Origin of the sequence: Streptomyces sp. NPDC050485 (genome assembly GCF_044458185.1) — a bacterium.
GTDB lineage: Bacteria > Actinomycetota > Actinomycetes > Streptomycetales > Streptomycetaceae > Streptomyces.
This window is the reverse complement of sequence record NZ_JBITHR010000006.1, coordinates 401,148-427,403: the sequence shown is the minus strand read 5'-3', so window position 1 is coordinate 427,403 and position 26,256 is coordinate 401,148. Positions and strand designations below refer to the sequence as shown.

26 protein-coding genes, 1 pseudogene and 1 riboswitch are annotated in these 26,256 nt (G+C 70.3%); of the genes and pseudogenes, 18 read left to right on the top strand and 9 right to left on the bottom strand.

What is annotated here, in order from left to right:
* The first annotated feature begins 202 nt into the window (after positions 1-202).
* The 10 genes from ACIBK6_RS16140 (at position 203) to ACIBK6_RS16095 (ending at position 10,267) form a co-directional block, all read left to right on the top strand.
* The gene (locus tag ACIBK6_RS16140) at positions 203-811 is read left to right on the top strand and encodes a CDP-alcohol phosphatidyltransferase family protein (protein WP_399051848.1); all 609 of its coding nucleotides are present in this window, start codon (positions 203-205) and stop codon (positions 809-811) included.
* Positions 812-924: 113 nt separating this feature from the next.
* Complete coding sequence (locus ACIBK6_RS16135) at positions 925-3,420, top strand: sugar phosphate nucleotidyltransferase (protein ID WP_399051847.1); 2,496 nt, start codon at positions 925-927, stop codon at positions 3,418-3,420.
* Positions 3,421-3,508: 88 nt separating this feature from the next.
* The gene (locus ACIBK6_RS16130) at positions 3,509-4,441 is read left to right on the top strand and encodes a DUF881 domain-containing protein (protein WP_399051846.1); all 933 of its coding nucleotides are present in this window, start codon (positions 3,509-3,511) and stop codon (positions 4,439-4,441) included.
* Entirely contained in the window at positions 4,438-4,770 is a 333-nt protein-coding gene (locus ACIBK6_RS16125) for a small basic family protein (protein ID WP_399051845.1), read from the top strand. The genes ACIBK6_RS16130 and ACIBK6_RS16125 overlap by 4 nt, the downstream gene beginning before the upstream one ends.
* 5 nt (positions 4,771-4,775) lie before the next feature.
* Positions 4,776-5,579, top strand: coding sequence for a DUF881 domain-containing protein (locus ACIBK6_RS16120; RefSeq protein WP_399051844.1), 804 nt, complete (start codon positions 4,776-4,778; stop codon positions 5,577-5,579).
* A gap of 82 nt (positions 5,580-5,661) precedes the next feature.
* Positions 5,662-6,606, top strand: coding sequence for an FHA domain-containing protein (locus ACIBK6_RS16115; protein WP_399051870.1), 945 nt, complete (start codon positions 5,662-5,664; stop codon positions 6,604-6,606).
* 20 nt (positions 6,607-6,626) lie between these two features.
* Positions 6,627-7,370 (top strand): MerR family transcriptional regulator, encoded by a 744-nt coding sequence (locus tag ACIBK6_RS16110; protein WP_399051843.1) that lies wholly within the window; start codon positions 6,627-6,629, stop codon positions 7,368-7,370.
* Between the two features lie 53 nt (positions 7,371-7,423).
* Positions 7,424-7,897: a bifunctional nuclease family protein gene (locus ACIBK6_RS16105; RefSeq protein ID WP_006123076.1), complete on the top strand. Its 474-nt coding sequence runs from the start codon at positions 7,424-7,426 to the stop codon at positions 7,895-7,897.
* A gap of 218 nt (positions 7,898-8,115) precedes the next feature.
* Positions 8,116-8,709, top strand: a complete 594-nt coding sequence (locus ACIBK6_RS16100; RefSeq protein ID WP_399051842.1) for a MerR family transcriptional regulator — start codon at positions 8,116-8,118, stop codon at positions 8,707-8,709.
* Between the two features lie 58 nt (positions 8,710-8,767).
* Positions 8,768-10,267, top strand: coding sequence for a DNA polymerase IV (locus ACIBK6_RS16095; protein ID WP_399051841.1), 1,500 nt, complete (start codon positions 8,768-8,770; stop codon positions 10,265-10,267).
* Here the strand turns inward: ACIBK6_RS16095 and ACIBK6_RS16090 are convergent.
* Entirely contained in the window at positions 10,183-10,560 is a 378-nt protein-coding gene (locus ACIBK6_RS16090; RefSeq protein WP_399051840.1) for a PRC-barrel domain-containing protein, read from the bottom strand. The two genes, ACIBK6_RS16095 and ACIBK6_RS16090, sit on opposite strands and share 85 nt — an antisense overlap.
* Before the next feature lie 136 nt (positions 10,561-10,696).
* Positions 10,697-10,804: riboswitch (glycine riboswitch) on the top strand.
* A gap of 193 nt (positions 10,805-10,997) precedes the next feature.
* On the opposite strand from ACIBK6_RS16090, the gene gcvP reads away from it, so the two are divergent.
* Complete coding sequence (gene gcvP, locus ACIBK6_RS16085; protein ID WP_399051839.1) at positions 10,998-13,883, top strand: aminomethyl-transferring glycine dehydrogenase; 2,886 nt, start codon at positions 10,998-11,000, stop codon at positions 13,881-13,883.
* 117 nt (positions 13,884-14,000) lie between these two features.
* Here gcvP and ACIBK6_RS16080 read toward each other — a convergent pair whose 3' ends face one another.
* Both ACIBK6_RS16080 and ACIBK6_RS16075 read right to left on the bottom strand, forming a co-directional pair.
* Positions 14,001-14,207 (bottom strand): DUF5999 family protein, encoded by a 207-nt coding sequence (locus tag ACIBK6_RS16080; RefSeq protein WP_399051869.1) that lies wholly within the window; start codon positions 14,205-14,207, stop codon positions 14,001-14,003.
* Between the two features lie 319 nt (positions 14,208-14,526).
* On the bottom strand, positions 14,527-15,114 hold the full coding sequence (locus ACIBK6_RS16075) for a hypothetical protein (protein ID WP_399051838.1): 588 nt from the start codon (positions 15,112-15,114) through the stop codon (positions 14,527-14,529).
* Positions 15,115-15,602: 488 nt separating this feature from the next.
* Here ACIBK6_RS16075 and ACIBK6_RS16070 point away from each other — a divergent pair, with 488 nt between their 5' ends.
* Positions 15,603-17,123: a glutamate--cysteine ligase gene (locus ACIBK6_RS16070; RefSeq protein ID WP_399051837.1), complete on the top strand. Its 1,521-nt coding sequence runs from the start codon at positions 15,603-15,605 to the stop codon at positions 17,121-17,123.
* 516 nt (positions 17,124-17,639) lie between these two features.
* The gene (locus ACIBK6_RS16065) at positions 17,640-18,422 is read left to right on the top strand and encodes a CPBP family intramembrane glutamic endopeptidase (RefSeq protein WP_399051836.1); all 783 of its coding nucleotides are present in this window, start codon (positions 17,640-17,642) and stop codon (positions 18,420-18,422) included.
* Between the two features lie 96 nt (positions 18,423-18,518).
* On the opposite strand, the gene ACIBK6_RS16060 is transcribed toward ACIBK6_RS16065, so the two are convergent.
* The gene (locus ACIBK6_RS16060) at positions 18,519-19,334 is read right to left on the bottom strand and encodes a PhzF family phenazine biosynthesis protein (protein ID WP_399051835.1); all 816 of its coding nucleotides are present in this window, start codon (positions 19,332-19,334) and stop codon (positions 18,519-18,521) included.
* A gap of 192 nt (positions 19,335-19,526) precedes the next feature.
* Between ACIBK6_RS16060 and ACIBK6_RS16055 the strand changes: the two genes are divergently transcribed.
* On the top strand, positions 19,527-19,691 hold the full coding sequence (locus ACIBK6_RS16055) for a hypothetical protein (RefSeq protein WP_399051834.1): 165 nt from the start codon (positions 19,527-19,529) through the stop codon (positions 19,689-19,691).
* 151 nt (positions 19,692-19,842) lie between these two features.
* Here ACIBK6_RS16055 and ACIBK6_RS16050 read toward each other — a convergent pair.
* A pseudogene (locus ACIBK6_RS16050) lies at positions 19,843-19,965 on the bottom strand (methyltransferase type 11); the annotation flags it as partial.
* A gap of 258 nt (positions 19,966-20,223) precedes the next feature.
* On the opposite strand from ACIBK6_RS16050, the gene ACIBK6_RS16045 reads away from it, so the two are divergent.
* Positions 20,224-20,829 carry a PadR family transcriptional regulator gene (locus ACIBK6_RS16045; RefSeq protein WP_399051833.1) on the top strand — a complete coding sequence of 202 codons (606 nt, stop codon included), beginning with the start codon at positions 20,224-20,226 and terminating at the stop codon, positions 20,827-20,829.
* A gap of 116 nt (positions 20,830-20,945) precedes the next feature.
* On the opposite strand, the gene ACIBK6_RS16040 is transcribed toward ACIBK6_RS16045, so the two are convergent.
* Together ACIBK6_RS16040 and ACIBK6_RS16035 are read right to left on the bottom strand one after the other, a co-directional pair.
* The gene (locus ACIBK6_RS16040) at positions 20,946-21,374 is read right to left on the bottom strand and encodes an SRPBCC family protein (RefSeq protein WP_399051832.1); all 429 of its coding nucleotides are present in this window, start codon (positions 21,372-21,374) and stop codon (positions 20,946-20,948) included.
* A 119-nt stretch (positions 21,375-21,493) separates the two neighbouring features.
* Entirely contained in the window at positions 21,494-21,685 is a 192-nt protein-coding gene (locus ACIBK6_RS16035) for a hypothetical protein (protein WP_399051868.1), read from the bottom strand.
* A gap of 246 nt (positions 21,686-21,931) precedes the next feature.
* Between ACIBK6_RS16035 and ACIBK6_RS16030 the strand changes: the two genes are divergently transcribed.
* The 3 genes from ACIBK6_RS16030 (at position 21,932) to ACIBK6_RS16020 (ending at position 24,867) form a co-directional block, all read left to right on the top strand.
* The gene (locus ACIBK6_RS16030) at positions 21,932-22,450 is read left to right on the top strand and encodes a Clp protease N-terminal domain-containing protein (RefSeq protein WP_399051831.1); all 519 of its coding nucleotides are present in this window, start codon (positions 21,932-21,934) and stop codon (positions 22,448-22,450) included.
* Between the two features lie 268 nt (positions 22,451-22,718).
* On the top strand, positions 22,719-23,729 hold the full coding sequence (locus ACIBK6_RS16025) for an EamA family transporter (RefSeq protein ID WP_399051830.1): 1,011 nt from the start codon (positions 22,719-22,721) through the stop codon (positions 23,727-23,729).
* Between the two features lie 190 nt (positions 23,730-23,919).
* Positions 23,920-24,867 (top strand): DMT family transporter, encoded by a 948-nt coding sequence (locus tag ACIBK6_RS16020; RefSeq protein WP_399051867.1) that lies wholly within the window; start codon positions 23,920-23,922, stop codon positions 24,865-24,867.
* 36 nt (positions 24,868-24,903) lie between these two features.
* Here the strand turns inward: ACIBK6_RS16020 and ACIBK6_RS16015 are convergent, their stop codons facing one another.
* Positions 24,904-25,542 carry an FMN-binding negative transcriptional regulator gene (locus tag ACIBK6_RS16015; RefSeq protein WP_399051829.1) on the bottom strand — a complete coding sequence of 213 codons (639 nt, stop codon included), beginning with the start codon at positions 25,540-25,542 and terminating at the stop codon, positions 24,904-24,906.
* A 14-nt stretch (positions 25,543-25,556) separates the two neighbouring features.
* The gene (locus tag ACIBK6_RS16010) at positions 25,557-26,234 is read right to left on the bottom strand and encodes a pyridoxamine 5'-phosphate oxidase family protein (RefSeq protein ID WP_399051828.1); all 678 of its coding nucleotides are present in this window, start codon (positions 26,232-26,234) and stop codon (positions 25,557-25,559) included.
* Positions 26,235-26,256: the final 22 nt, after the last annotated feature.

Here is a 26,256-nt window from a genome sequence, read left to right as displayed (position 1 = left end):
ACCCTGTGGGAGAGTAGGACGCCGCCGAACAAATTTTGGGGAAAGCCCCGCACCAAGGTCCTTCGGGACCACGGTGCGGGGCTTTTCTGCGTTTATAGCCGGGTGGGAGTCAAGGGCTCTGCACCCCCTGTGCATCCGTTGGCCCTCGCTGGCGGTAGGGTCAGGGGGCATCGTTGGCACATTTCCCACAGGAGGCCCCCGGGTGGAGGTCCAGGAGACTCGCGTTCAGACGGACCGGGTGCTCACCATCCCCAATATTCTCAGCATGGCGCGCCTCGTCGGCGTACCCCTCTTCCTGTGGCTGATTCTTCGCCCTGTTTTTGGCGGGCCGACCAGCGATGGCTGGGCCTTGCTGGTACTGGCGCTGAGTGGTATCAGCGACTACTTGGACGGGAAGCTTGCCCGGCGGTGGAACCAGATCAGCAACCTCGGGCGGCTGCTCGATCCTGCTGCCGACCGGTTGTACATCCTTTCCACTCTGGTCGGGCTCACTTGGCGGGAGATCCTGCCGATTTGGTTGACCGCTGCCCTTGTGGCCCGCGAGCTGATGCTTCTGGTGATGGTGGGAATCCTTCGCCGACACGGCTATCCGCCGCCGCAGGTGAACTTCTTGGGTAAGGCCGCTACGTTCAACTTGATGTATGCCTTCCCTCTGCTGTTGCTCAGCGACGGGCACGGATGGCTGGCCTCTCTTGCGGCGATTTTCGGATGGGCGTTCGCAGGATGGGGTACAACTCTGTATTGGTGGGCAGGGATCCTGTATGTAGTCCAGGTCCGTCGGTTGGTCAAGGCGGACGCAGCGGCCGATTGAGCTCGGCGGCGCGGGACCGGCGGTGAGCCGGCATCCGCGGGTGACGCCAGTGGGTCAGCCCGAGCGGGCGAAGTCGGCCAAACCGTCGTCTCTTCAAGGAGGACGTTTCCGACATGAAGGCCGTCGTGATGGCTGGTGGCGAAGGCACACGTCTTCGCCCCATGACCTCGAGCATGCCCAAGCCGCTCCTGCCGGTGGTCAACCGGCCGATCATGGAGCATGTGCTGCGGCTGCTCAAGCGGCATGGGCTCAATGAGACTGTCGTAACCGTTCAGTTCCTCGCGTCACTCGTCAGGAACTACTTCGGTGATGGAGAAGAGCTCGGAATGGAGCTCACCTATGCCAATGAGGAGAAGCCCCTCGGCACCGCGGGCAGCGTGAAGAATGCCGAGGAAGCCCTCAAGGACGATGCCTTCCTGGTCATCTCCGGTGACGCTCTCACCGACTTTGACCTGACCGATCTCATCCGCTTCCACAAGGAGAAAGGTGCACTGGTAACGGTGTGCCTGACCCGTGTGCCCAATCCCCTTGAATTCGGCATCACCATTGTCGACGAAGAGGGCAAGGTCGAGCGCTTCCTGGAGAAGCCCACCTGGGGGCAGGTGTTCTCCGACACCGTCAATACGGGCATCTATGTGATGGAGCCCGAGGTATTCAACTATGTCGAGGCGGACAAGTCCGTCGACTGGTCCGGAGACGTATTCCCCCAGCTGATGAAGGAAGGCAAGCCGATCTACGGCTATGTCGCCGAGGGCTACTGGGAGGACGTCGGCACCCACGAGAGCTACGTCAAGGCCCAGGCCGACGTGCTCGAAGGCAAGGTCGACGTCGAAATCGACGGCTTCGAGATCTCGCCCGGGGTGTGGGTCGCGGAAGGCGCCGAGGTGCATCCCGACGCCGTCCTCCGAGGGCCCCTCTACATCGGGGACTACGCGAAGGTCGAAGCGGAGGTGGAAATCCGCGAGCACACCGTCGTGGGATCCAATGTCGTCGTCAAGAGCGGCGCCTTCCTGCACAAGGCCGTCGTCCACGACAACGTCTACATCGGTCAGCACAGCAACCTGCGTGGTTGTGTCATCGGCAAGAACACCGACATCATGCGGGCCGCCCGGATCGAGGACGGTGCCGTCATCGGGGACGAGTGCCTGGTCGGTGAGGAATCAATTGTTCAGGGGAATGTCAGGGTCTACCCCTTCAAGACCATTGAGGCGGGCGCCTTTGTCAACACCTCCGTGATCTGGGAATCGCGCGGGCAGGCCCACCTGTTCGGGGCCCGTGGCGTCTCCGGAATCCTCAACGTGGAGATCACTCCGGAACTTGCCGTACGCCTTGCTGGTGCGTACGCCACGACGCTCAAGAAGGGCTCGACCGTCACCACGGCCCGCGACCACTCCCGTGGTGCGCGAGCGCTGAAACGGGCCGTCATCTCGGCGCTGCAGGCCAGCGCCATCGACGTACGGGACCTGGAGAACGTGCCGTTGCCGGTGGCGCGGCAGCAAACCGCGCGGGGCAGTGCCGGCGGGATCATGATCCGTACGTCGCCGGGTGTGCCGGACTCCGTCGACATCATGTTCTTCGACGAGCGGGGAGCCGACCTCTCGCAGGGCGGGCAGCGCAAACTCGACCGGGTCTACGCACGCCAGGAGTACCGGCGGGCCTTCCCCGGGGAGATCGGTGATCTGCAGTTCCCCTCCAGCGTCTTCGACTCCTACACCGGATCGCTGCTGCGCAAGGCCGACACCACCGGCATCGCGGAGGCCGGGCTGAAAGTGGTCGTGGACGCCTCCAACGGAAGTGCCGGCCTGGTGCTGCCCAGCCTGCTCGGGCGGCTCAAGGTGGACTCGCTGACCATCAACCCGGGCCTGGACGAGTCCCGGCCGACCGAGTCCGCCGAGAGCAGGCGGGCCGGGCTCGTGCGGCTCGGCGAGATCGTCGCGTCGGCGCGCGCGGCGTTCGGGGTGCGGTTCGACCCGGTCGGCGAACGGCTCTCGCTGGTGGATGAGCGGGGGCGGATCGTAGAAGACGACCGGGCGCTCCTGGTGATGCTGGACCTGGTCGCGGCCGAGCGGCGCAGCGGGCGGGTGGCGCTGCCGGTCACGACCACCAGGATCGCCGAGCAGGTCGCGGCGTACCACGGCACGCAGGTGGAGTGGACGACCACGTCGCCGGACGATCTGACCCGGGTGTGCCGCGAGGAGTCCACCATCTTCGGCGGGGACGGGCGCGGCGGGTTCATCGTGCCCGAGTTCAGCAGCGTCTTCGACGGCGCGGCCGCCTTCGTACGGCTCATCGGGCTGGTGGCGCGGACCCAGCTCACGCTCAGTCAGATCGATGCGCGGATACCGCAGGCACACGTGCTGCGCAGGGACATCGCGACGCCGTGGGCGGTCAAGGGCATGGTGATGCGGCGGGTCGTGGAGGCCGCCGGCCCGCGGTCTGTGGACACGACGGACGGCGTACGGGTGGTCGAGGCCGACGGCCGCTGGGTGATGGTGCTGCCCGACCCGGCCGAGGCCGTCACCCATTTGTGGGCGGAGGGACCGGACGACGTATCGGCTCAGGCGCTCCTGGACGAATGGGCCGGGGTGGTCGACAGCGCAGGTCACTGATGCCGTACGGGTGTGCCGGGTCGGCCTTTGAGGTGCGGCCCGGCGCACCGGTGGGGCCATTCGGTGGTAGTGGTGCCGACGTGCGACGATGTGCGGCATGCCGCAGCAGCCCCCCGTTCGGAGCACTCCGTCTCCGCCTCCGCGTCCCGACGCGTCGATGTCGCTGCTGACCAATGTCATGGACCACGCGCTCGATGACGGCTACGCCGAAGCGACCGCTCGCCGCAAGGCCGAGGGCGACACCGGGGTGCCGCGCCCGCTGCGGGCGAAACTCGGCCTGGCGGCCGGTCTGGTGCTCGTCGCGCTCGTGGTGACCGTCGGGGCCGCTCAGGCCCACATCACCGCGCCCGTAGTGGCCAAAGAGCGCCAGGAGCTGATCAACCGGGTCGAATCCGAGACAAAGGCCGCCGACAAGCTGCAGAGCGATGTGGACGGGCTGCGGACCGAGGTCGGCGACCGGCAGCGCAAGGCGCTCGAAAAGCACGGCGGCGACCAGGGCGAGCTCGTGGCGCTGCTGTCCGGCGCCACCGAAGTGCACGGCCCGGGTGTGAAGCTGGTTGTCGACGACGCCAAGGACACCACCCAGGGCGACGGCAGCCGGCCGCGCGAGAGTACGACCTTCGCGGACACCGGCCGGGTGCGCGACCGCGACATGCAGCGGGTGGTCAACGGGCTGTGGCAGTCCGGCGCCGAGGCCATCGCGATCAACGGGCAGCGCCTGACGTCGTTCTCGGCGATCCGGGCCGCGGGCGACGCCATACTGGTCGACAACAGGCCACTGGTGCCGCCGTACACGGTGCTCGCGGTGGGGGACGGCAAGAAGCTGAGTACCGACTTCCAGGACAGCGCGGACGGTCAGTACCTGCATGTGCTGGAGCAGAACTACGGGATCAGGGGCAGCATTTCCGTCGAGGCCGATGTGCGGCTCCCGGCGGCGCCGAGCCTGACCGTGCGGACAGCAGAGCCAATGGCCACGGGCGCCGGCAAGGGCGCGGCCGCCACAGGGAAGGGCACATCGTGATCGCCGTACTTGGCCTCGTCGTGGGAGTCGTGGTCGGACTGTTCGTCCGGCCCGAGGTGCCTGCGGTGGTCGAGCCGTATCTGCCGATCGCCGTGGTCGCGGCACTCGACGCGGTCTTCGGCGGGCTTCGGGCCATCTTTGACGGCATCTTTGTCGACAAGGTCTTCGTGGTCTCCTTCCTGTCGAACGTGGTCGTCGCGGCGCTGATCGTGTTTCTCGGCGACAAGTTGGGCGTCGGCGCGCAGCTGTCGACCGGCGTCGTCGTGGTGCTCGGCATCCGGATCTTCTCCAACGCGGCCGCCATCCGCCGACACGTCTTCAGGGCCTGAGGCCGATGAGCGACGTAGAGAAAGCGAATGGCGACGACGACGAGCAGCCTGTAGCCGCAGCGGGTGAACCGCCTGAGGCGAAGGCCGAGTTGACGGGGCGCCAACGGCTCGCCGCCGGGCTGTGGCCGCCGCGCGCCAGCCGTGCCCAGCTCATCGTGGCGCTGCTGCTGTTCGTGCTCGGCCTCGGTCTCGCCATCCAGGTCCGCTCCAACAGCGACAACACCGCGCTGCGCGGAGCCCGCCAGGAGGACTTGGTGCGCATCCTCGATGAACTCGACTCGCGTACGAAGCGTCTTGAGGATGAGAAGCAGCGTCTGGAAGGCCAGCGCACGGAGCTGGAGACAAGCTCCAACCAGGCGGAGGAGGCCCGCAAGCAGACCGTGGAGAAGGAGCGTCAGCTCGGTATCCTGGCCGGCACGGTCGCGGCGCAGGGCCCGGGCATCACGTTGACGATTAGCGACCCCAAGGGCGGTGTCCAGTCCGACAAGGTGCTTGACACGGTGCAGGAGCTGCGGGCCGCGGGCGCGGAGGCGATGCAGATCAACGGCGTGCGGGTGGTGGCCAATACGTACTTCTCGGACGAGACCGGCGGCATCGGGGTGGATGGCAAGAAGGTCAGCGCCCCGTACGTCTTCAAGGTGATCGGCAAGCCGCAGGATCTCGAGCCGGCGCTCAACATCCCCGGCGGCGTGGTGCAGACTCTGGAGAAGGAGCAGGCCACGGCCACAGTGGCCCGCTCAGACAAGATCATTGTGGACGCCTTGCGACCCGCGAAGCGGCCTGACTACGCTCAGTCGTCCTCGCACTGATGCGGGCAGGCGTGGGAGCTGCCGCACAAGGGCAGGAGGTTGCGGGGGGTCGCCGCTCCGTAACAGTGGTGCGTGGTGGAAACTGTTTGGCGGATACGGACGTTGTGAGGATGTCCGGTTCGGCCGGTGTGTTGATTCTGGGTTCGTCCTGCCCCACGGGCGGGTCTATTTCGGTCAAGGGGAATCGCCCGTGAAGTTGTTTGCGAAGTTGTTCGGCAAGAGCGCACGCCAGGACGGCGGCAGCGCCGCCAGGCACCGTGCTCGGCGCCCCGGTGGGCCGGAGGAGCAGGGCGGCGAGCGTCCGCTGTTCCGCGACGAGGTGGCTGGTTCCGGTGGTGACATTCCGGGCGCGTCGTCTGTTGACCCCGCTGGTGCCGGGCGCATAGGTTTCGGGGAACCGTCAACCTCAAGTACGGGTGGAGGGTTCGACTCCGACCCGTATGCCACCAGTGCCCACGCGGTGCCGCCGCGGCAGGAGGATCCGTCGATGTCGGGATTGCCTGTTTGCACGAGGTGTGGGCACACCAATGCCGCTGCCAGCCGCTTCTGCTCCAACTGCGGTGCCCCGCTGAGGCCCGGTGTCGTTCCGGAGCGGGCGTCCGAGACCACCTCGACCATCTCGATCTCCGGCCTGGAGGCGTACGACGCCGAGGTGACCGGTCAGACGCAGCTGCCGTCGCTCTCCCCGGAGGCGCAGGCCGCCGTGGACGCGCTGCCGCAGGGTTCGGCGCTCCTGGTGGTGCGCCGCGGGCCGAACTCGGGAAGCCGCTTCCTCCTCGACGGCGAGCTGACCACGGCGGGTCGGCACCCGCAGAGCGACATCTTCCTGGACGACGTGACGGTGTCACGCCGGCACGTGGAGTTCCGGCGCGGTCCCGACGGGCGTTTCACCGTCTCCGACGTCGGCAGCCTCAACGGTACGTATGTGAACCGCGAGCGGATCGACTCCGTCGACCTGGCCAACGGCGACGAGGTCCAGATCGGGAAGTACCGGCTGGTCTTCTACGCGAGCCAGCGCGCTCTCTAGGGCCCGGCCAGGGAAGGTTCATGCAGCAGACACCGACGGGCGGTGCCGGACCAGGCACCGCCAGCGCGGGCGACCGGCTGATGAGTATCGGCGGGGTGCTCAACCAGCTGCGCGAAGAATTTCCCGAAGTGACCATCTCCAAGATCCGCTTCCTGGAGTCCGAGGGGCTCGTGGAGCCGCGGCGTACGCCGTCGGGGTACCGCAAGTTCAGCGTGGAGGACGTCGAGCGGCTGGCCCAGGTGCTGCGGATGCAGCGGGACCACTATCTGCCGCTCAGGGTCATCCGCGAGCACCTGGAGGCCCTGTCCCGCGGTGAGCGGCCCCCCGTGCCCGCTCCGGGCGGCTCCGGGGAGCTGCTCGACGGTCTGGGCGAGCCGGACCCGGACCGGCCGACGGCCGCCCGGGTGGGCCGTACGGAGCTGATGACGGCCGCCGAGGTCACCGAGGCCGAACTGGCCGAATGGGAGGCGTACGGCCTGATCGCGCCGGGGCCCGAGGGCGGTTTCGACGCCGAGTCGGTGAATGTGGCGCGACTTGTGGCGGATCTGGGGCGATTCGGCCTCGAACCTCGCCATCTGCGGGCCATGAAGGCTGCCGCGGACCGTGAGGCGGGCCTGATCGAACAGGTGGTGACGCCGCTGCGGCTGCACCGCAATCCGCAGACCAGGGCCCATGCGGAGGCCACCACGAAGGAGCTCGCCGCGCTCTCCGTGCGGCTCCACGCGGCACTGGTGCAGACCGCCCTGGGTGTCCGGCTTCACTGATCTTGTAGGTGCCCGACTACCCAAACCTGCCGAGCACGTCCTAGGGTTGCTGTGTGAACGAGCTCGACGTCGTGGGTGTCCGGGTGGAAATGCCCTCCAACCAACCGATCGTGCTCCTGCGTGAAGTGGGAGGCGATCGGTACCTCCCCATCTGGATCGGTCCAGGGGAGGCGACCGCGATCGCCTTCGCCCAGCAGGGGATGGCACCGGCGCGGCCGCTGACGCACGACCTTTTCAAGGACGTGCTGGAGGCCGTGGGCCAGGAGCTGACCGAAGTCCGCATCACGGACCTGCGCGAAGGCGTCTTCTACGCGGAGTTGGTCTTTGCCAGCGGCGTGGAGGTGAGTGCCCGGCCGTCCGACGCCATAGCGCTCGCGCTGCGCACCGGAACGCCGATCTACGGCAGTGACGGGGTCCTCGACGACGCGGGAATCGCCATCCCGGACGAGCAGGAGGACGAGGTGGAGAAGTTCCGCGAGTTCCTCGACCAGATCTCCCCCGAGGATTTCGGCACCAACAGCCAGTGAGCACCGGAAACCGGTGAAGCAGCGGCTGAGGGAGTGGTGTTGAGCGCGGCGCTCGCGCCGGGGGAGCCCCGGCGCATTCGAGTAGCCTTTCCCGGAAGAGAGATACGGGAAACCACTCTCAGGGTGATTATCACTCGGCGTGCCGAGTGTGGCGATCGTTGACGCACCCCGAGTGACTGCCTACCGTCGAGTGGGCAGGTCAAGGACGGAGGGTCGGCGTGAGAATCAGCGGCGACGGTACGGCAGGGGGCGCTCCCGGACGCAGTCCGGGGGAGGGCGGGCCGTACCCGCTTCACAGCAGTGCGGCCGACCTGAGTACCGACACGATCGGATACCGGGGGCCGACCGCCTGCGCGGCGGCGGGGATCACCTACCGACAGCTCGACTACTGGGCGCGTACCGGCCTGGTCGAGCCCAGTGTGCGTCCGGCCTACGGATCGGGCACCCAGCGTCTCTACAGCTTCCGGGACGTCGTCGTCCTGAAGATCGTCAAGCGTTTCCTCGACACCGGTGTCGCGCTCCAGAACATCCGCACCGCCGTGCAGCACCTGCGCGAGCGCGGTTTCCGCGACCTGGAGCGGATGACGCTGATGAGCGACGGGGCGACGGTGTACGAATGCTCGTCCCCCGACGAGGTCGTGGATCTGCTCCAGGGCGGCCAGGGGATCTTCGGGATCGCGGTGGGCGTGGTGTGGCGCGATGTCGAGTCGGCGCTTTCGCAGCTGCACGGCGAGCGTGTGGACACGGGCGAGACCCTGGTCGGGCACAACCCGGCCGACGAGCTGGCCAGGCGCCGCAACCGCGCGGTCTGAGGCGACCGGAGGCCGCTCGGGCGCCCGATTGTCAGTGGCGTACGGCAGCATCGGTGGTGTGAGAACCGCGCCGACCATCCTGCATCTGGATATGGATGCCTTCTTCGCCGCCGCAGAGCAGGCGGCGAAGCCCAGCCTGCGCGGAAAACCGGTGATCGTGGGCGGTCTGGGGCCGCGCGGGGTGGTCTCGACGGCGTCGTACGAGGCGAGACGGTTCGGGGTGCGCTCGGCGATGCCGATGGCGCAGGCCCGGCGGCTCTGTCCGAACGCGGCCTATCTGGTGCCCCGCTTCCAGCTGTACCGGACGGTCAGCGAGCAGGTCATGGAGCTCCTCGGGCGGCTGTCCCCGCTGGTCGAGCCGCTGAGCCTGGACGAGGCCTTCGTGGACCTGGAGGCGGGCGGGGTGGCCTTCGGTCCGGTCGAGGCGCTGGAGGCCGGTGAGCGGCTGCGCAGGGACATCAGGGCGGTCACCGGGCTGACCGGCTCGGTCGGGCTCGCCGGGTCCAAGATGCTGGCCAAGATCGCCTCCGAGCAGGCCAAGCCGGACGGCCTCGTGCTCATAGAGCCCGGCACCGAGCGCGAGCTGCTGGCCCCGATGCCGGTGCGCACCCTGCCGGGCGTGGGCCCGGCGACCGGGGAGCATCTGCGACGGGCCGGGATGACCAGGATCGCGGACCTGGCCGAGGCGGGCGAGGACGAGCTCGTACGGCTCCTCGGGAAGTCGCACGGGGCGTCGCTGTACCGGATGGCGGCGGGGGGCGACGACCGGCCGGTGGTTGCCGAGCGGGACACCAAGTCGGTGTCGGTGGAGGACACCTTCGACGTGGACCTGCACGACCGGGTGCGGATCACGACCGAGGTCGGGCGGCTCGCGGACCGGTGTGTGCAGCGCCTGCGTGCCTCCGGGCACTCGGGCCGGACCATCGTGCTCAAGGTCAGGCGCTACGACTTCTCGACGCTGACCCGCTCCGAGACCCTGCGGGGCCCCACGGACGACCCTTCGGTGGTGCGGGAGGCGGCGGGCCGGCTCCTGGACTCCGTGGACACCACGGGCGGTGTGCGGCTGCTCGGCGTGGGGGTCAGCGGGCTCGCCGACTTCACACAGGAGGACCTGTTCGCGCAGGCCGCGGGGGAGCGGGCCGAAGAGCAGCCGACGGCCGATGAGGCCCCGCCGCCGGACGAGGAGGCGGAGGCCGTTGCGGACCCGGCGCAGCGGCGGTGGCTGGCCGGGCACGACGTGCGGCACGCGGAGTACGGGCCGGGATGGGTGCAGGGCAGCGGCCTCGGGCGGGTGACCGTGCGGTTCGAGACCCCGGTGTCGGCGGAGCCGGGGCGCGTCCGGACCTTCAAGGTGGACGACCCCGAGCTGGTGCCCTCCGAACCGCTGCCCCTGGTCGCGGAAGCGGCCGCGGCGGAAGGGGCAGCGAGGGCGGAGGCAGGGTCAGCGGCGGCCGCCGAAGGGCGCGGGGCGGGTCAGGTATCGCCGTTGGCGAGCCGTCCGAAGTCCCGGTCGGGCGGCGGCGGGCCCGGATCGGGGGCCGAGATGTCCAGACCGTAGTGATGGTAGAGCTGGAGCTCCTGTTCCGGGGAGAGGTGGCGGCCCACGCCGAAGTCGGGGGCGTCCTTGATCAGCGAGCGGTCGTACGGGATGTGCAGCGCCTCGTCGACCACGGTGCTGGGCTCCAGCGGCACGAAGGCGTCCCGGCTGAACAGCCCGGTGCGTACGGCGGCCCATTCGGGGGCGCCGGTCGCATCGTCGAGATAGACCTCGTCCACCGTTCCGATCTTGTGTCCCTCGCGGTCGTACGCCTTGCGGCCGATCAGGCTGCGCGGATCGATATCGGTCTGCACGGTCCCTCCAATTGGTCGCAACCGGTCACAACTGCTCCATAACCACTACGAAAGTGCACATCGGGGGTGTCGGCCACTTGAGCGGGTGAACAAAGAATCGGGCTCGGACCTCGCTGGTAGGCTGGCAAGCGGCTGCTGACCCCGTGCGGGAGAGCCGTCCGGAGTGCTCATTGGAGTTCCTCGGCGGCGCCGAAGGAGCAACTCCTCCCCGGAATCTCTCAGGCCCACGGACCGCACGGACGAGGTCACTCTGGAAAGCAGGACGGGGGACGTACGGGCAGTCGTGCCCGCGCGCGACCCTTCCTCACCGACGGTGAAAGCCGGGTCGCTGCCACGCGCCCGGTGAAGCTCTCAGGTTGAGATGACAGAGGGGGAGGCCGTCCGGGTACCCGTGCCGTGGTGCCCCTCGCAGGTCGTGCGACCAGGAGGCCTCCGTAATGACCGCCAACCGCATTCCGCTCAGTCAGCTGGAGCGTGGCATCCCCTTCGAGCAGCGCCACATCGGGCCCGATGCCGGGGCCCAGGCGAAGATGCTCGCGCAGGTCGGCTATGGCTCGCTCGACGAGCTGACCGCCGCCGCAGTCCCCGATGTGATCAAGAGCGCCGGTGCGCTGGGGCTGCCCGAGGCGCGGACCGAGGCCGAGGTGCTCGCCGAGCTGCGCCGGCTCGCGGACCGCAACCAGGTGCTCGCCCCGATGATCGGCCTCGGCTACCACGGCACGTTCACGCCGCCGGTGATCCTGCGCAACGTCATGGAGAACCCCGCCTGGTACACGGCGTACACGCCCTACCAGCCGGAGATCTCGCAGGGCCGCCTGGAGGCGCTGCTCAACTTCCAGACCATGGTCGCCGAGCTGACCGGCCTGCCCACCTCGGGAGCCTCGCTGCTCGACGAGGGCACCGCCGCCGCCGAGGCGCTGGCGCTCTCCCGGCGGGTCGGCAAGGTCAAGGGCGGGGTCTTCCTCGTCGACGCCGACACCCTGCCGCAGACCGTCGCCGTGATCCAGACGCGAGCCGAGCCGACCGGTGTCGAGGTCGTCGTCGCCGACCTGAGCGACGGCATCCCGGCCGAGATCGCCGAGCGCGGTGTCTTCGGCGTGCTGCTCCAGTACCCGGGCGCCTCCGGGCAGGTCCGCGACCTCAAGCCCGTGATCGACGCGGCCCACGGACTCGGCGCGATCGTCACCGTCGCCGCCGACCTCCTCGCGCTCACCCTGCTCGCCTCGCCCGGCTCGCTGGGCGCGGACATCGCCGTCGGTACGACGCAGCGCTTCGGCGTCCCGATGGGCTTCGGCGGCCCGCACGCCGGGTTCATGGCGGTCCAGGAGAAGTTCGCCCGCAGCCTGCCGGGCCGCCTCGTCGGCGTCTCCGTCGACGCGGACGGCAACAAGGCGTACCGCCTGGCCCTCCAGACGCGCGAGCAGCACATCCGCCGCGAGAAGGCCACCAGCAACATCTGCACCGCCCAGGTGCTGCTCGCCGTGATGGCGGGAATGTACGCGGTCTACCACGGCCCGGACGGCCTGAAGCAGATCGCGCAGCGCACCCACCGGTACGCCGTCCTGCTCGCCGAGGGCCTCAAGGCCGCCGGTATCGAGGTCGCCCACGGCTCGTACTTCGACACGCTGACCGTGCGCGTGCCCGGCAAGGCCGCCGAGGTCGTAGCGGCCGCCCGCGAGGGCGGGGTCAACCTGCACCCGGTCGACGCCGACACCGTCTCCATCGCGTGCGACGAGACCACCGCGCGGGCCCAACTGGCCGCCGTCTGGGCCGCGTTCGGCGTCGACGCCGACATCGAGGCGCTGGACGCGGCGGCCGCCGACACGCTGCCGGCCGCCCTGCTGCGCACCGACGACTTCCTGACCCACCCGGTCTTCCACCAGCACCGCTCCGAGACCGCGATGCTGCGCTACCTGCGCAAGCTCGCCGACCGCGACTACGCGCTGGACCGCGGCATGATCCCGCTCGGCTCCTGCACCATGAAGCTGAACGCGACGACCGAGATGGAGCCGGTGACCTGGCCCGAGTTCGGTCAGATCCACCCCTTCGCGCCGATCGAGCAGGCCGCCGGCTACCTCACGCTCATCCGTGAGCTGGAGGAGCGGCTCGCCGAGGTCACCGGGTACGACGCGGTGTCCCTCCAGCCGAACGCCGGTTCGCAGGGCGAACTCGCGGGTCTGCTCGCGGTCCGCGCCTACCACCGGGCCAACGGCGACACCCAGCGCACCGTCTGTCTCATCCCGTCCTCCGCGCACGGCACCAACGCCGCGAGCGCCGTGATGGCCGGCATGAAGGTCGTCGTCGTCAAGACCGCCGACGACGGCGAGGTCGACGCCGACGACCTGCGCGCCAAGATCGAGCAGTACCGCGACGAGCTGTCGGTGCTGATGATCACCTACCCGTCCACGCACGGCGTGTTCGAGGAGCACGTCGCCGACATCTGCGGTCTGGTCCACGAGGCCGGCGGCCAGGTCTACGTCGACGGCGCCAACCTCAACGCCCTGGTGGGGCTGGCCAAGCCGGGCAAGTTCGGCGGCGACGTCTCGCACCTCAACCTGCACAAGACGTTCTGCATCCCGCACGGCGGCGGCGGCCCCGGCGTCGGCCCGGTCGGGGTGCGCGCGCACCTCGCGCCGTACCTGCCGAACCACCCGCTGCAGCCGAGCGCCGGTCCGGAGACGGGCGTCGGCCCGATCTCGGCCGCCCCGTGGGGCTCGGCGGGCATCCTGCCGATCTCATGGGCGTACGTACGTCTCATGGGTGGCGAGGGGCTCAAGCGCGCCACCCAGGTCGCCGTGCTCGCCGCGAACTACATCGCCAAGCGCCTGGAGCCGCACTACCCGGTGCTCTACACCGGCCCGAACGGGCTCGTCGCGCACGAGTGCATCGTGGACCTGCGGCCGCTGTCCAAGGCGACCGGCGTCAGCGTCGACGACATCGCCAAGCGCCTGATCGACTACGGCTTCCACGCGCCGACCATGTCGTTCCCGGTGGCCGGCACGCTGATGATCGAGCCCACCGAGTCCGAGGACCTCACCGAGATCGACCGGTTCTGCGACACGATGATCGCGATCCGCGGCGAGATCGAGAAGGTCGCCTCCGGCGAGTGGCCGGCCGACGACAACCCGCTCGCCAACGCCCCGCACACCGCGGCCGCGCTCGGCGGCGAGTGGAACCACGCCTACAGCCGTGAGGACGCCGTCTTCCCGGCCGGTGTGTCGGCCGCCGACAAGTACTGGCCGCCGGTCCGCCGCATCGACGGCGCCTTCGGCGACCGCAACCTGGTCTGCTCCTGCCCGCCGCTCGACGAGTACGACAACTGATCCGCACATGCGTAAGGGCCGGTTCGGGGTGAATTCCCCGGGCCGGCCCTTTTCTGTCCGTACGTCGCGAGTCCGCGGGGGACCGGTTCGTACGAGAGCTGTCCGAACGGGACCGCGCTAGGCGGCCGTCGCCACCTGCTCCGCCGTGAGCGACCGGTGCGGGGCGATGATCTGCCCGTCCGGCAGCAGCTCACCGGTGTCCTCGAAGAGCAGGACGCCGTTGCACAGCAGGCTCCAGCCCTGCTCCGGATGGTGCGCCACGGGCATCGCGGCTTCCCGGTCGGCGGAGAAGGCTGTCGGGCAGGCTGGCTGGTGCTGGCACATGGATGCGTTCTTTCGCTGCGTCGTGGTGAGTGTGCTGCGGCTAGATGCGTTGTTCATGGCCGCCCCCCGTAGTAAGTCGGTCGGTCCGATCCCAGTGTTGCCCCACGGGCGTCAATCCGCAGGGATTTCGCGGCAGCGCTTCCTACTGCTTAATGACGTGTCACCCGTGCGGACGGTTCAGCTCAACTGGCCTGTCTTTTCGGGTGGTTCGAGGTGGCCCGGCCGGACTAGCCCGGATGGCGGAGGCGGCGCGTACGCAGCATAGACACCCCGGTGCCCCGCGGCCACACCGGTCGCGGGGCACATTTTTCCGCGCGGGTCAGACGGGCTGGCCGAGCAGGGGCGCCGGGGCGAGGCGCAGGGTCAGCACCGGCAGCAGTTCACAGACGCGCAGCGGGCGGTGGGCGCAGATGCCGGGCGGCGCGGGCGCCAGCGGCACCAGGAGGTCGTGCGGTGCGGGGGTGCCGGAGGCGCCGTCGGCCGCCGTGTCGCCGTGCAGCCACAGTGTGAGCATGTAGAGCTCGGGGACCGAGAGCAGCCGGGGCTGGAAGTGCGAAGCCAGCAGTTCGGCCTGGCGCAGGGCGCGTTGGGTCGAGGCGATGTAGGGGCCCTCGAAGAAGTGCGAGAAGGCCCAGCCGTCCGGTGTGAGCCGGGTGTCCGCGGCGGCGACCGGGCGCTCGGGGTCGCTGATCAGGAAACGCCATCCGGCCAGCCGGGTGCGCGGGGTGCGGCCGCCCGGCGTGATCCCGTCCAGGACGTGGAGCGGGAGCGGGAGTTCGGGGCTGAGCGGACCCGGGGCGGTGCGGAGGGCCGGGGTGCGGGCTTCGCGGACGGCGGTGGGGGAACCGAGTGCCGCGAGGACGCTGCGCAGGGCGGGCGCGGGAGCCGGGGGGACATGCAGCGGCATGGTGGGTCGCCTCTCACTTCGGAGACACGGTGATGCGTGGGCAGTGCGGACGGCGCTGTCTGCGGTGCGGGGTCAGAGGGGGGCCGTCGAGCGATGGCCGGGGCGCCAACTCTCTGCCTCGTTTGCAGAGTTTATACGACACGTGTTCACACAGTGTTTCGGCTAGCTGTCGCCGATATTGCTGGCAAGTCGGTATCAGGCCCTCCTGTCGAGGTGATTCACCCGGGGAAACATCTTCCGCGGGGCCCCGACCTGGAAAGGTGCCCCTTCGGCGGTCGGCCGAATCTCGTCGGTCTTTTTTACGATTCCGAAGATCCCGGTAACTGCACGTTGCCGTATGCCCGCTGAATGTGCCGGAGGCGGTCTCGCTCGACGCTACTCCTCCGCCCCCGCTCGCGCATGCGTTATGGATCAGTCAGCCTGGGCATTATCGAGCATGACGCGAGCGGCCGGTGTCGCTGGCTGCCCATTCGAGGAGGGACACTTCGATGGGGGAGAAGGTCGTGGCAGGCGGTTTCGACCTGTCCGATCGGCACCGGTACCGGGACAAGCTACAGCAGTGCCTGGAGGGGCTCGCCAGGCTCCTGGCACAGAAGAGGTTCGACCGCCCCCGGAACCTGATGGGCCTGGAGATAGAACTGAATCTCGCGGGCCCCGACGGCATGCCGCGCATGATGAATGCCGAGGTGCTCGAACGCATCGCGAGCGGGGATTTCCAGACCGAGCTCGGAATGTTCAACCTGGAAGTAAACATAGCCCCGCACCGGCTCGGCGGGCGAGTATTCGATCAGCTCGCCGAGGAGCTGCGCACCGGGCTCGGCTACGCCCACCGCAAAGCGGCCGAAGTCGACGCCGGCATCGTCATGATCGGAATTCTGCCGACCCTGACCCAGGATGATCTCGTATCCGCGAACCTTTCCGACGTGGACCGCTACACGCTGCTCAACGATCAAATAGTGGCGGCCCGCGGCGAGGATTTCACCCTCGACATCCAGGGAGTGGAACGCCTCGTCTGCACCTCGACGTCCATCACCCCCGAAGCGGCCTGCACCTCCGTGCAGTTGCACTTGCAGGTGACGCCGGGCACGTTCGCCGCGGTGTGGAACGCGGCGCAGGCCGTCGCGGCCGTGCAGATCGCGGTGGGTGCCAACGCGCCGTTCCTGTTCGGGCGGGAGCTGTGGCGCGAATCGCGGCCACCACTGTTCGAGCAGGCCACCGACACCAGGCCGGCCGAGCTGCGCGCCCAAGGGGTGCGTCCGCGCACCTGGTTCGGGGAGCGGTGGGTGACGTCCGCGTACGAACTCTTCGAGGAGAACCTGCGCTTCTTCCCGCCGCTGCTGCCCATCTGCGACGAGGAGGACCCGCTGGGCGTCATCGCGGACGGCGGAGTGCCGCGCCTGCAGGAGCTGGTGCTGCACAACGGCACCATCTACCGCTGGAACCGGCCGGTGTACGGGATCGCCGACGGGGTGCCGCACCTGCGGGTGGAGAACCGGGTGCTTCCGGCGGGGCCCACCGTCGCCGATGTCCTCGCCAACGCGGCCTTCTACTACGGCCTGGTGCGCGCCCTGGCGGAGGACGGCCGACCGGTGTGGACCCGGCTGCCCTTCGCTTCGGCCGCCTCGAACTTCGACTCCGCCTGCCGGTACGGCATCGACGCGGAACTCCTGTGGCCGGTGTCCCGGCGGGGCGGCGGTATCGCCCCGGTGCCCGCGGTCAAGCTCGTACGCGAGGAGCTGCTGCCGCTCGCCGCGGCGGGTCTGGATGCCTGGGGCGTCGAGCCGGCCGACCGGGACCACTACCTCGGCATCATCGAGGGGCGGTGCCGGCGCCGTGCCAACGGGGCGACCTGGCAGGTCGACACCTACCACCGGGCGCTGGCCGCGGGCCTGGGCCGAGAGGCGGCCCTCGCGGCCACCACCCGGCGTTATGGCGAGCTGATGCACGGGGGCGAGCCCGTGCACACCTGGCCCACGGGTTTCCCCGGCCGGTCCTCGCGGGGCCGCTAGGGAGTGTCCCGGTCGTGCTCCGCCGGCCATCCGCCCCGCGCGCGGCGTCGACCGGTGCCGGGTGACGCGCGGGCGCCTCGCGGACGCGATGCGGTCGCGGCGGCCGGGCCGATGTCCGGGTCGTGATTCGCCGGCCGTCCGGCCGCGGTTCTGGGCCTGGCTCAGAGCCACGGGCCCTGAGGATCACGGCCTGGATGCCGGCAGGGTCGTCCACCTGGTATCCGGCGCGACCGGTCGCCCGCGCGCTCTGCCGCACCTCGTCCCCAGCGTCAGGATCCCCGGTGCCCCCGGGCGCGCCGTCGTCGGGCAAGCTGTGACGTCCCATGGCCGTGGTGCCCTCCTTGAATCCTGAACAAGGGAAGGGGGGAGCGCACCATCGCGATGGCGGACGTCCCCCGGCCTGTCGCGAGCGATCTTCGTAATCTTCTTCGGGACCCTAGCGGTGCGGTGGTGCGGCGGTGGGGACGGAGTGGGATTCGTCAACTGGAGGCAGGTGTGCAGGTGGAGGCGGAGCGGGTGGCTGATTCTCTTCCCGACAGGGGGACTTCACTGCGGATCGTGCGGGCCGAGACCGTGCTCGTACTGGCGCTCTCGCTGGGCGCGAGCGGAGTGTCGGCGCTGATCAGCTTTGTCGGGTCGCTCACCAAGCCGGGCGGCCTCAAGCATCAGGCGGCGAATCTCAACACCTCGTACGCTCCCGGACGGCCCTGGCTCGATCTCGCCTGGCAGCTCTTCGGCATCGCGACGGCGCTGGTGCCGGTCGCGCTCGTGGCGCATCTGCTCCTGCGTGAGGGTACGGGCGGACTGCGGGTGATCGGCTTCGACCGGACGCGGCTCTGGCCCGACCTCGGCCGGGGCGCCCTGATCGCGGCAGGCATCGGGAGCGCGGGGCTCGCCTTCTACTTGGCGGCGCGCGCGGCGGGCGGCAATCTGACCGTCGTCCCCGAGTCGCTGCCCGACGTGTGGTGGAAGTACCCGGTGCTCATTCTCTCCGCGCTGCAGAACTCCGTGCTCGAAGAAGTCATCGTCGTGGGCTATCTGCTGCGCAGACTCGGCCAGTTGGGGTGGACGCCGATGGCCGCGCTCGTCGCGAGCGCGGTGCTGCGCGGCTCATACCACCTCTACCAGGGCATCGGCGGCTTCATCGGCAACATGGTGATGGGCGTGGTGTTCGTCCTGCTCTACCGGCGCTGGCAGCGGGTCGGGCCGCTCGTGGTGGCGCATACGCTCCTCGACGTCGGAGCGTTCGTGGGGTACGCGCTGCTGGCGGGCAAGGTGAGCTGGCTGCCGACGATGTGAGCGGGGAGCTTGAGCGGTAGGTGGTAGGTGGCAAGGGGCAAGCGGTAAGGGGCGTACGGCTATTGCGTACGCCCCTTACCGCGTTCCGGCGTGTCCCTATGGCGCGGTCAGGAGCTCGCCGTCAATGACCGTCACCGCGCGGCCGGTGAGCAGGGTGCGCTCGCCGCGCAGTGCCGTACGGACCAGGCCGGAGCGGGTCGAGGCCTGAAGGCCGGTCAGTTCGGCACGGCCCAGGCGGGCCGACCAGAACGGTGCGAGCGCGGTGTGGGCGCTGCCCGTCACCGGGTCCTCGTCGATGCCGACGTTGGGGAAGAAGCAGCGCGAGACGAAGTCGTAGCCGCCCGCGGGATCCGAGGCCGCGGCCGTGGCGATGATGCCGCGCCTGGAGTGCCGCCCCAGCGCACGGGCGTCGGGTGCGAGGGCTCGTACGGCGCGCTCGTCGGGCAGCTCCACGAGGAGGTCGCCGATGTCGGACGCGGTGTCGTGGACCGAGACGATGTCCGCGCCCAGCGCCTCGGCGAGGCCGTCCGGCACGACTTCCTCCTTCAGCGTCGAGGTGGGGAAGTCCAGGGTGATCGTGCCGTCCTCGGCGGCGGTCGCCGTGAGGATGCCGCAGCGCGCGGCGAACCGCACCGTGCCGGTCGCCGCTCCCGTGGAGTGCAGGACATGGGCGGTGGCCAGGGTGGCGTGGCCGCACATGTCGACCTCGGTCGCCGGGGTGAACCAGCGCAGCGCCCAGTCGGCCTCGCCGCCCGGCGGCAGCGGGTGTGCGAAGGCGGTCTCGGCGTGGTTGACCTCGCGGGCCACGTCCTGGAGCCAGTCGTCAGCGGGGAAGGCGTCGAGCAGAAGGACGCCGGCCGGGTTGCCGGCGAAGGGGCGGTCGGTGAAGGCGTCGACGATTCGGATGCGCATGGCGGCACCGTACGGGACGGAGAAACCCGCAGGCCAAGGCCAATTCCGGGTGCCTGGACCGTTTTTGGGGCCGGTCGGTGATGTCGAGAACGGCCTGGCGGCCCTGTCTCAGGGGCAGCTGGGGCCACAGTGGCCGTGCCACGCCAAGGAGACCCAGCATGACGATTCAGCCGATGGACAACGTGCTCATCGTTGTCGGCGACCCTTGACGCCGCTATTGCGTTCTTGGTCGAACTCGGCATGGAGCTGGAGGGCAAGGCGCCGATCGAGGGACGTTGGGTGGAGCGTGTGATGGGGCTCGACGGCGTCCGGCAGGACGTCGCAATGCTGCGGACGCCGGTGGCCACGGCCGGGTAGAGCCGGCGATGTTCCACACGCCGAAGGCGATCAGCGCCGAGCCGAAGGACACGCCGGCGAACACGCGTCGCGTCATGCGTGCACCCAAGAATCTTCCGGTTCCCCGCGCCCAAGAGCTGCGCCGGACCGCCGGTCGCGTGCGCACCCGACTGCCGCCGGGCGCGACGGCCGCGAGCAGGGCTCGCTCGGCCGCGGTGTCGGGGGTGTGCAGCAGGGCCGGGTACTGGGCGGAGACCAGGTCGAAGGAGGCCGGCGCGAGCCGCGCGTCGGTCAGGGGTCTCCGAGGTATCCGCCGCCAGGCGAAGGGGTGTCGGTCGCGGGCGGTCCCGCTGCGATGTTGTCGGTCATGGGCCCACCGTCGCGCCTCGTGTCCCGGTCACGCCACTCCTGTTGCCGGTCCGGCAAACGGCGCCCCCAGGGTCGAGGAACAGCCGGCCGTCGTTGTTGCACTGGCGGAAGAGGGTTGCCAAGCGAATGTCGCCGATATATCGTTGACGCATCGCGACAGATCAACGATGGAAGGAAGCGAACTATGCGTTCACATGGACACGGACAGCACGGACCCGGCCATCGCGGTCGGGGTGACTTCGAGGGGCGGCGGGCCGCCTTCGGGCCCTTCGGGCCCGGCTTCGGCGGGGGGCCCTGGGGCGGCGGACCGTTCGGTCCCGGCCGTGGTGGTCGGGGCGGTCCGCGGGGCAGGGCGCGGCGCGGCGATGTCCGCGCGTCGATCCTGGCCCTCCTGAAGGACCGGCCGATGCACGGCTACGAGATGATCCAGGAGATCGGCGAGCGCAGCGGCGGGGCCTGGAAGCCCAGCCCGGGCTCGGTCTATCCCACCCTTCAGCTCCTGGAGGACGAGGGCCTGATCACCAGTGAGAGCGAAGGCGGCAAGAAGCTGTTCACGCTCACCGACGCCGGGCGCACGGAAGCCGAATCGGGGGCCGACGCCCCCTGGGAGGACGCCGGGCGCGGGGTCGACTGGGAGGCCATGCACGAGATCCGGCAGGCCGGTTTCGGTCTGATGGAGGCGTTCGGCCAGGTCTGGAAGACCGGCTCGGCCGACCAGCGCCAGAAGGCACTCGGAGTCATCAACGACGCCCGTAAGAAGCTCTATCTGATCCTCGCCGACGAGGACTGAACCTCGGGCACGCGAAAGCCCCGCGGCCGCCGGAATCCAGGCGGTCGCGGGGCTTTCGCGTGCCCGGAGCGTGTGTGCCGGGCGTCGTGGCGGGCCCGGGGTTCAGGCAGGGGTACTCAGGCGCACAGGCCCCCGAGCTTGCGCAGTGACTCGTTCAGGGCAGCCGTCGCAGAGTCCTTCAGTTTGCCCGCCATGAGCGAGACCGCGGCGCCCGTGAACTCGCCCTCGATGCGGACCGTGGTGGCCGCGCCGTCGGGGATCACGGTGTACCGGTTGGCGACGTTCACGCCCATCGGGCCCTTGCCCCTGATGCCGAACACCCGGCTGGCCTCGAACTCGTCCACCGTCCACGCCACTTCGGCGGGGAAGCCCATGAGCTTCATGTTCTCCGCGTAGGTCGCGCCCAGTTCCAGCTTCTCGGGGCCGCCCGCGGGGAAGCTGGTGTGCGTGGCGTTCCACTCGCCGTACGAGGAGAAGTCGGTGAGCTGTGCCCAGACCTTCTCGGCCGGAGCCTCGATGCGTGCCTCCGCGCTGACCTCGGCCATGCGACCACTCCTTCGTGGGACTGTGACGGGGGACGTGTGCGGAACGTAGCGGGGCCCCGGCGAACATTCAATACTGATGAACCGTCAGATTCCTGAACTCCCGCCTCCCCGCGGCCCGCTCAGATCTTCTGGGCCTCCGGCGCCCAGATCTGCGCCGAGTCGAACAGGTCCGAGGCGCGCGGCCGCGCCGACTCGTCGTGGCAGTGGAAGGCGGCCCAGAACAGATCGCCCGGCAGCGCGTCGCGCGGGGCGTACACCCGGTACACGTACTGCATGCCGTCCTGGGCCAGGAGGGCGATCATCCAGCACATCGGCGCTCCGTCGGCGGGCGGTGGGGACGGCTGTGTCATGCGATGAGGACGAGTCGGGGCGGCGGTCCGGTTGCGCCGGGGGCGCGGGGTGACGCGCCATGCGCCGTCAGGTTGCCCTGTCAGGGGAGATTTCCGAGATCTCATCCGTAAGGAGGAGAAGCCGGTCATCCGTACCCAACTTTCGCGGGAGCGCGGATGATCCCCCATGGGGATGTTCTTGACGCGGACAGCTGATGGAGTTGAGGTGTGCACAGTCCTATTCCGGGGGCCCATCGCCAGGTCCCGTCACCCGCAGACATCGATGCCGGACTCGCCGCCGAGCTGGCCCCGGTGGTCGCGGGCGCCCGCAGGCGTGCGCTGCGCGACGGCGACCGTCAGGTGGACACCGCGCATCTGCTGCACTCGCTGATGGAGAGCGACCCCGAAGTCCGGGCCGCCTTCGAGAGCGGGCCGCAGGTGGCGCGCGTGCTCGGCTATCTGGTGCAGCGCAGCATCGGGTACGGACTGCGCTGGCAGGGCTCGGTCGAGGACTCGGGGGCCGTGCCGCTGCTGGGCCAGCCCGGCTGGTCGCCGGGTGTGCGGTCCGCCATGGAGTGCGCGCGGCGCCGCGCCTTCGAGCGGGACGGTGCGCAGGTCACCGGGCGGGACCTGCTCGCCGCACTCGCCGCGGATCCGCGCTGCCGGGCCGTCGAGGTGCTCCGGCACGCCGGGGTGGACGCGGCCGCGCTGGCCGACCGCCTGAGCGAGTCGTCCCGGCAGGCCTGAGGGCCCTGGCCGGCCAAGAGGCGTCCGGGTCCGGCGGATCATGGCAGGGCCGGTGGCTCATCCGACCGTGACCCACCGCACCCCCTCTGGCGCTGCGGCCTGCCCGACCCTGGCCCACCCACCGCACCCCCCTGGCGCCGCGCCTACCCACCGCACACCCCCCGGCCTCGCGGCCTCCCAAGGCCCTCCGCGCGGCCGCGCGCCGTTCAGCCGTCTCGACAGGTGTCACCCGGATGACGGTCCTGACCGGGCCTGTCATCATGTGCCGATGCACGCGTCTCAGGGGAGAAGCGTCGGCCTGGGACTCGCCCTGGCGTCGGCGTTCGCATTCGGTGGTTCAGGTGTGGCGGCCAAGCCGCTCATCGAGGCGGGGCTCGACCCGCTGCACGTGGTGTGGCTGCGGGTGACCGGGGCCGCGCTCGTCATGCTCCCGGTGGCCTGGCGCCACCGCCGCCTGGTGCTGCGCAAACCCGCGCTGCTCGCCGGATTCGGACTGCTCGCCGTCGCGGGCGTCCAGGCCTGCTACTTCGCGTCGATCTCCCGGATACCCGTCGGCGTCGCCCTCCTCGTCGAATATCTGGCGCCCGCACTCGTCCTCGGCTGGGTGCGGTTCGTCCAGCGTCGGCCCGTCACCCGCGCCGCCGCGGCCGGCGTGGTGCTCGCCGTCGCCGGTCTCGCCTGTGTCGTTGAGGTCTGGTCCGGGCTGAGCTTCGACGCGCTCGGGCTGCTGCTCGCGCTCGGCGCGGCCTGCTGCCAGGTCGGCTACTTCGTCCTGTCCGACCAGGGCGGCGAGGGCGACGAAGCGGCCGACCCGCTCGGCGTCATCGCGTACGGACTGCTCATCGGCGCGCTCGTCCTGACCGCCGTGGCCCGGCCCTGGGGCATGAACTGGTCGGTGCTCGGCGGCAGCGCCGAGATGAACGGCACGCCGGTGCCCGCAGCGCTGCTGCTGTGCTGGATCGTGCTGGTCGCGACGGTCATCGCGTACGTCACCGGAGTCATCTCCGTGCGCAGACTCTCCCCGCAGGTGGCCGGAGTGGTCGCCTGCCTGGAGGCGGTGCTCGCGACCGTCTTCGCCTGGGTGCTGCTCGGCGAGCACCTGTCGGCGCCGCAGATCATCGGTGGCGCGGTGGTCCTGACCGGTGCGTTCATCGCCCAGTCGGCCGCCCCCAAGGCCCCCAAGGCCCCCAAGGCCCCCAAGGCCCCCAAGGGCCCCGTCGCCTCAGGCGGGCCGGCGCCCGTCGAAGGGGAGTTGTCGGTCGGCCGCTCCGCCACATAGGGTGTCGATCATGCATTCGACCGTACTGCCGCCTCCCGCCGCGTAACGCGGGCGGCCGCACTCCAGACGAAGACCCGGCTCGGGCAGTCCCCGAGCGGCTCGTCGCTGCCCGCGTACTCCTGGCACGCGACCAGTCAGCCGTCTTCCTCTTCGGAGTACGTACGTGTCGAACTCATCCACGGGCCTCGCCATGGGCCCCTCCACCGCGCTGCCCGTCGGCCGCGGTCTGCTCTACCTCGCCGTGGCCGGAGTCGCCTGGGGCACCGCGGGCGGCGCCGCCGCCCTCGTCTTCGGAGCCAGCGACCTCGGACCGCTCGCCCTCTCCTTCTGGCGCTGCGCGGGCGGACTCGTCCTGCTGCTCGGCGCGATGGCGCTGCGCCGCCGCCCCGCACCCGCGGCGCCCGAACCGCGCCGCCGCCGGCTGCTGCGCGTCCTCGGCAACGGCATCGGCCTGATGGTCTTCCAGAGCGCCTACTTCGCGGCCGTCGAGGCGACCGGCCTCGCGGTCGCGACGGTGGTGACCCTGGGCGCAGGACCCGTCCTCATCGCGCTCGGCGCCCGCCTCACCATGGGTGAGCGGATCGGCTGGGCGGGCACCGCGGCCGTCGCCGGGGCGCTCGCCGGTCTCGCGGTGCTCTGGATCGGCAACGGCGGCGGCACGGTCCGGCCCGCCGGAGTCGTGCTCGCGCTGGTGTCCGCCGCCGGGTACGCGGCCATCACCCTGCTGACCAGGTGGCTCGGCCGGGACGGCGGCGCCGCCGACCCCTCGGCCACCACAGCCTGGGCCTTCGGGGTCGCCGCGATCTGCCTGCTGCCGTTCGCGGCCGCGGAGGGCCTGCTCCCGCACACCGTCGAACCGGTGCGGGTGGTCGTCCTGATGCTGTACGTGGCCGCCATACCGACGGCGCTGGCGTACGCGCTGTACTTCGCCGGTGCCGCGGTGGTCCGGGCCGCTACCGTCTCCGTGATCATGCTCCTGGAGCCGGTGAGCGCGGCCGTGATCGCGGTGTCGGTGCTCGGCGAACGGATCACCGCGGCCACCGCGGTGGGCACCACGCTGCTGCTCCTCGCGGTCGTCGGACTCGCGGCGACCGAGGCGAGGGACGCCAGGGCCCGCCGTGCGGCGGTGGCGTTGTAGAACGCGGCGGGCCCCCGCCGGTCGGGGGCCCGCAGGTCAGCGGCGCCGCTCGTGATGGGTGTACGCGGCGAGGTCGCGCGGTCCGCCGCGCTCCTTCAGTGCCGCCGCCGTGCGTTGCTTCACGTACTCCGGCTTGTGGCTGCCGTACTTGAACTTGGCCCGTACGCCCAGGACTTCGAGCCGCACTCCGCGCAGCCCGGACAGTAGCCGGCCGTACGGGACCTCGCCCGCGGCCACCGGCGCCGAGCCGCCCTCGGGCTGGAAGTGCGCCAGCTGCCGGTTGAGCAGTTCCGCCTTCTCGGCCGGGTCGTCCACCACCCGGGCCGTGCAACGCAGTTGGACGGCCGCGTAGAAGCTGGTCGGCACGCCGTGTTCCGGCGGCGCGTCCTCGGCGGCGCCCCAGGGGCCCGGCACGAAGACGTAGTCGTCGGTGACGCTCAGCACGACCTGCGGATCGGCGTCGAGCGCGGGCCACAGCGGGTTCGGGCGGGCCAGATGCAGCAGCACCTGGCCGTGCGGGCCGCCGCGCCCGGGCTCGTACCGGAAGTGTGTCGGCTGGACCGAAGGGGGCTCGCCCGGCAGCCCGTTGACCGCGAGCTGGCCGAAGTCGTGGGCGGCGAGCCACCGTTGCCACTCGCCGTCGTCCTCGGGGGCGTCCCAGGGGTGGATCAGCATGACGGAGCCGTCCTTTACAGCGCGGAGAGGTAGCCGGGCACGGCGAGGGACGCGTCCAGGTCGTCGGACGGTATCGGCGTGCCGTAGCGCGGGACGAGCGGCAGGACGCCCGCCCAGTGCGGCAGCCCGAGGTCCTCGGGGTCGTCGTTCGGGCCGCCGCTGCGGACCTTCGCGGAGACCTCGTTCAGATCGAGGCTGATCACGGCGGTCGCGGCCAGCTCCTTGGCGTTCGCCGGGCGCGAGTCGGCGGAGCGGCCCGGCACGACGTGATCCACCAGCGCGTCGAGCGCGGTGCGCTTCTCCTGCGGGTCGGTGACCTCGTGGGCGATGCCGTGCACCACGACCGAGCGGTAGTTGATCGAGTGGTGGAAGGCGGACCGGGCCAGGACCAGGCCGTCGACATGGGTGACGGTCAGGCACACGGCGAGCCCCGGGTCGGCCTGGCCCGCCGCGCGCAGCGGGCGGGAGCCGGTGGAGCCGTGTACGTAGAGCCGCTCGCCGACGCGGCCGTAGAGAGTCGGCAGCACGACCGGAGCGCCGTCCCGGACGAACCCCAGGTGGCAGACGTACGCCTCGTCGAGGATGCCGTGCACCAGCGCGCGGTCGTAGGAGGCCCGCTCGCGGGAACGGGTGGGTACGGTGCGGTCGGTCGCCTGGTAGGGGGCCGCGGTGTCCGGCATTGCGATCTCCATTGCACTAGTGCATAATCTTGTT

Bases quoted from the DNA above. Each gene is read 5' to 3' on its own strand.
- ACIBK6_RS16135 (WP_399051847.1), top strand. From the start codon at position 925: ATGAAGGCCGTCGTGATGGCTGGTGGCGAAGGCACACGTCTTCGCCCC.
- ACIBK6_RS16130 (WP_399051846.1), top strand. From the start codon at position 3,509: ATGTGCGGCATGCCGCAGCAGCCCCCCGTTCGGAGCACTCCGTCTCCG.
- ACIBK6_RS16120 (WP_399051844.1), top strand. From the start codon at position 4,776: ATGAGCGACGTAGAGAAAGCGAATGGCGACGACGACGAGCAGCCTGTA.
- ACIBK6_RS16110 (WP_399051843.1), top strand. From the start codon at position 6,627: ATGCAGCAGACACCGACGGGCGGTGCCGGACCAGGCACCGCCAGCGCG.
- gcvP (WP_399051839.1), top strand. From the start codon at position 10,998: ATGACCGCCAACCGCATTCCGCTCAGTCAGCTGGAGCGTGGCATCCCC.
- ACIBK6_RS16080 (WP_399051869.1), bottom strand. From the start codon at position 14,207: ATGTGCCAGCACCAGCCAGCCTGCCCGACAGCCTTCTCCGCCGACCGG.
- ACIBK6_RS16075 (WP_399051838.1), bottom strand. From the start codon at position 15,114: ATGCCGCTGCATGTCCCCCCGGCTCCCGCGCCCGCCCTGCGCAGCGTC.
- ACIBK6_RS16070 (WP_399051837.1), top strand. From the start codon at position 15,603: ATGGGGGAGAAGGTCGTGGCAGGCGGTTTCGACCTGTCCGATCGGCAC.
- ACIBK6_RS16060 (WP_399051835.1), bottom strand. From the start codon at position 19,334: ATGCGCATCCGAATCGTCGACGCCTTCACCGACCGCCCCTTCGCCGGC.
- ACIBK6_RS16045 (WP_399051833.1), top strand. From the start codon at position 20,224: ATGCGTTCACATGGACACGGACAGCACGGACCCGGCCATCGCGGTCGG.
- ACIBK6_RS16040 (WP_399051832.1), bottom strand. From the start codon at position 21,374: ATGGCCGAGGTCAGCGCGGAGGCACGCATCGAGGCTCCGGCCGAGAAG.
- ACIBK6_RS16035 (WP_399051868.1), bottom strand. From the start codon at position 21,685: ATGTGCTGGATGATCGCCCTCCTGGCCCAGGACGGCATGCAGTACGTG.
- ACIBK6_RS16025 (WP_399051830.1), top strand. From the start codon at position 22,719: ATGCACGCGTCTCAGGGGAGAAGCGTCGGCCTGGGACTCGCCCTGGCG.
- ACIBK6_RS16020 (WP_399051867.1), top strand. From the start codon at position 23,920: ATGGGCCCCTCCACCGCGCTGCCCGTCGGCCGCGGTCTGCTCTACCTC.
- ACIBK6_RS16015 (WP_399051829.1), bottom strand. From the start codon at position 25,542: ATGCTGATCCACCCCTGGGACGCCCCCGAGGACGACGGCGAGTGGCAA.
- ACIBK6_RS16010 (WP_399051828.1), bottom strand. From the start codon at position 26,234: ATGGAGATCGCAATGCCGGACACCGCGGCCCCCTACCAGGCGACCGAC.